3 protein-coding genes are annotated in these 3,362 nt (G+C 34.3%); 1 reads left to right on the top strand and 2 read right to left on the bottom strand.

Annotated features, from left to right (window positions below; translation table 11 throughout):
* Positions 1 to 402: 402 nt before the first annotated feature.
* Positions 403 to 1,818: a Na+/H+ antiporter NhaC family protein gene (locus tag ACR65M_RS23025; RefSeq protein ID WP_440274513.1), complete on the bottom strand. Its 1,416-nt coding sequence runs from the start codon at positions 1,816 to 1,818 to the stop codon at positions 403 to 405.
* Between the two features lie 99 nt (positions 1,819 to 1,917).
* On the opposite strand from ACR65M_RS23025, the gene ACR65M_RS23020 reads away from it, so the two are divergent.
* Complete coding sequence (locus ACR65M_RS23020; protein WP_341331720.1) at positions 1,918 to 2,451, top strand: GNAT family N-acetyltransferase; 534 nt, start codon at positions 1,918 to 1,920, stop codon at positions 2,449 to 2,451.
* Positions 2,452 to 2,498: 47 nt separating this feature from the next.
* Here ACR65M_RS23020 and ACR65M_RS23015 read toward each other — a convergent pair whose 3' ends face one another.
* The gene (locus ACR65M_RS23015; protein ID WP_341331721.1) at positions 2,499 to 3,206 is read right to left on the bottom strand and encodes a DUF421 domain-containing protein; all 708 of its coding nucleotides are present in this window, start codon (positions 3,204 to 3,206) and stop codon (positions 2,499 to 2,501) included.
* Between the last annotated feature and the right edge of the window lie 156 nt (positions 3,207 to 3,362).

The raw sequence follows: 3,362 nt of genomic DNA, 5'->3' as shown, positions 1-3,362 counted from the left end.
CATGCGTAAATTCCAAAAAAAGGTAGAGTCGATCTCAATTATGATTAAAAATGTAAAAAATATCCATTTGTGTATCATTTTTTAAGCGAAAAAGTGATAAAAGCATACGTAAAATTGAAATGCGTATGCTTTTATATAGTTTACCAATTTAAATCATGAGTAAATTCCAAAATAAGGTAGAATTGATTTCAATTATGATTAAAAATGTAAAAAATATCCATTCGTGTATTATTTTTAAGTGAAAAAGTGATAAAAGCATACGTAGAGTTGAAATGCGTATGCTTTTATTTAGTTTATCAATTTAAATCATGCGTAAATTCCAAAATAAGGTAGAATTGATTTCCAAAACGAATGTTTCTCCACCACAATAACCGAACTATCTGCATGTTAATTTAATCTTTTTTAAAAAACCAAACCACCAATGATATATAACACAATAGCAATTACTCCTCCTATTGCTGAAACCTTTAATTTATATTGTGCATAATCCACTAGTTCTAAATCTAGTATTGAGGCCGTGGTTATCGTTGTGTCACCAAGTGGTGAAGTCAAAGCTCCAAATGCTCCGCTCGCAAAAACAGCTCCGACGGTTAGCGGGATGGAGGCACCAGTCGAAAGGGCCAAAGCAATTCCAAGCGGCATAAATAACCCCCATGTCCCCCAAGAGGAACCAATAAAGTACCCAACAACTGACCCAATTAGAAAAATCGTCGCAGGTGTTAAAAACCCTGGTAAAAATGAGCCTAAAGTGGAACTAATAAATTCAGAAAATCCTAGTTCCTCAGCCGATAAGGTAAGAGCCCATATAAGAATGAGAAGGGTAATCGCCTGCATCATTTGGTTTCCACCATCGTAAAAATGATACATAATTTCATGTAATTTCTGCTTTCGGATTACATAAAACACAAAAGTGAAAATTAGTGTGATAAATACAGCAAGCAGCATGACAAAGGTTGCATCGGCCATTGAAAAAGCCTCAAAGACCGATTGAGCACCAAGTGATCTACCGTTTTCCCATAGTAGATAGAGAGACAATCCTAGAAGTAAAAATACCGGGACAATTAAATGCCAAGGTTGTGCTTTTACCAGAGAAAGTTCTTTCTTAATTCCAATTCGGTGAAATTCATGATCATGTTCTTCCTCATCTGCATGCTGTTGGGATTTATCACTTTTTTTAGATGGCCAAAATGTTTGAATGATTCCAATAAGGAGCATCACAATCGCATAAAAATTAAACAAAATACTTAATAAAAATACTTGGTAGGCAGACATCCCTAAATCAAGACCTTTAATGCCACCTTCGACAAGTGAAACCATAAATCCAACAAACGCAGTCGCAACCGGTAATAGAACAATAACCGATTCGGTTGAAATATCTAATGTCATGCCGACCTTTTGTTTTGATAGGTTCATTTTTTTTATGAGTTGTTTTATGATAGGTCCAATCATCATGATCCGAAACATTGGCATCATAAAGGTAAAAGGGAGAGTGAGCCATATTAATCCTAGCAGGCCACGTTCAGTCTTAATTTTCTCACCAATCCATTCCGTAAATCCTTTGATACCCCCAGCAATATTCATCATCCCAACTAAACCACCAAAAACATATAAAAAGCTTACGATTTTGATATTAGTTGGATCAGATAGAGTCGTCACAATATATGTAATTGATTGCTGGGTTCCACCTAATACATCAGATGTAACAAGGATTGCCCCAATCAATAATCCTAGAACTAGTCCCGGTAAAATATCCTTTAACCAAATCGCCATTCCAATTACAATTAAAAAAGGAATAAGTGAGATCCATGAATGTTCCAAACCATAATCCTCCAATATCGAAAATGTTCATTTGGTTAGTATGACCAATTTAGGAGGGGAGTATTTCAGTACACAGGAATACTTAGGGAGGTAGTAGTAATGGATGTAGATATCAGAAGGCCAAAAATTGAAGACAAGGATGAACTTCACCGTTTTTTCAAGGATGTCATTATGGACACATTTAGTAAAGAAGGGATAGCTCATTTAACAAAGGATATAGTCGAGGAAATCGAAACAAAAAAGAGTTATTTACAATCTGATTTTACAAGTGCAGGCAAGAACCGATATTTTCTACTTGCCACCTATGAAAACACAATTGTTGGAACCATCGAGTATGGTACTGTGAGTCGTTTAATCTGCAAAACGCATCATGCCTATTGTGATCTAGTTGAAGTTGGAACTGTTTTCGTACATCCGAACTATCAAAAACAAGGCATCGGTACAAGGTTATTGCAATCAATATTTACAATTTTAAGGGATAGAAAAATAGAAGAGTTTTGTTTAGATAGTGGATACAAAAATGCACAAAAATATTGGAAGAACAAATTTGGTAAGCCGGATGTTATTTTAAAGGATTACTGGGGTAAAAATTTTGATCATATGATATGGAAAATACAGGTGCCGAAAAATTAGGAGTATACACAATTTGGAATGAAATAGTATACTCCTTGAAAATTTAACTAGTGATATAAAAATACTGTCACATTTTCGTTTTCATCAATTGTTCCAAGAAGAATTTCATTTAATGTTACATTTTTGTAGGTGGCTGAAATTTTTTGTATCAGCCAATCTTCATTTTTACCAATTTTATTTAGCTCGTTATAGTCAATCTTTTTCTCCTTAATTACAGTCCTAGGATATTGGAATGGTTGAATAGGTTTGTTATAGGTACTCGGAGTTAGCGGTTGGTGTTCACTCTTTAAGAAGATAGAAAAAGAACCACCCGGCTCCCAAAACGCAAGTGCAACCTTTTGAACATCTTCCGTACTCTTCATTCTTAATTCTGATAAAAGTACATCAATTGAAATCCTTGCTTTGTTTAAATTTTTATAAAGTATATTTCCATTCTCAATCAGTAGGATAGGTGAGGGGATAAACAACTTTCGAATCTTATTAGAACGTAAACTTAATAAAATACCAATCAAATATAAGACCAAAATTACAGTCATTGTAATCATGGAACCCTTTAAACCTAATCCCTCATCTGATAATGGATGAGCAATAATATTTCCAATTAGTAAGACGATAACAAAGTCGAGAAGCCCAACCTGAGAAATCGTTCGTTGCCCCATCATTCTAGCTATCACGATAAAGAACGCAAAGCCAACAATAGCTCTGAGAATCCATTCAACAGCAGTGAGATGCTCTTGTGAAGCAAAAAAGTGCATAATTCCTCCACCTTAACCTTAATTTTCTAATTAGTTTGTACTAAGTACATTACAACTATTAGCAATAAAAAACACTTTCTATTGAACTGACCTAGCCAAATGAGACATATATAAAACACCTATCCATATTAAATTTAACACTTTTTCATTAATTTG

Source organism: Ferdinandcohnia sp. SAFN-114 (genome assembly GCF_059415045.1).
The sequence above is the reverse complement of the archived record's forward strand: the minus strand, read 5'-3'. Positions and strand labels throughout refer to the sequence as shown.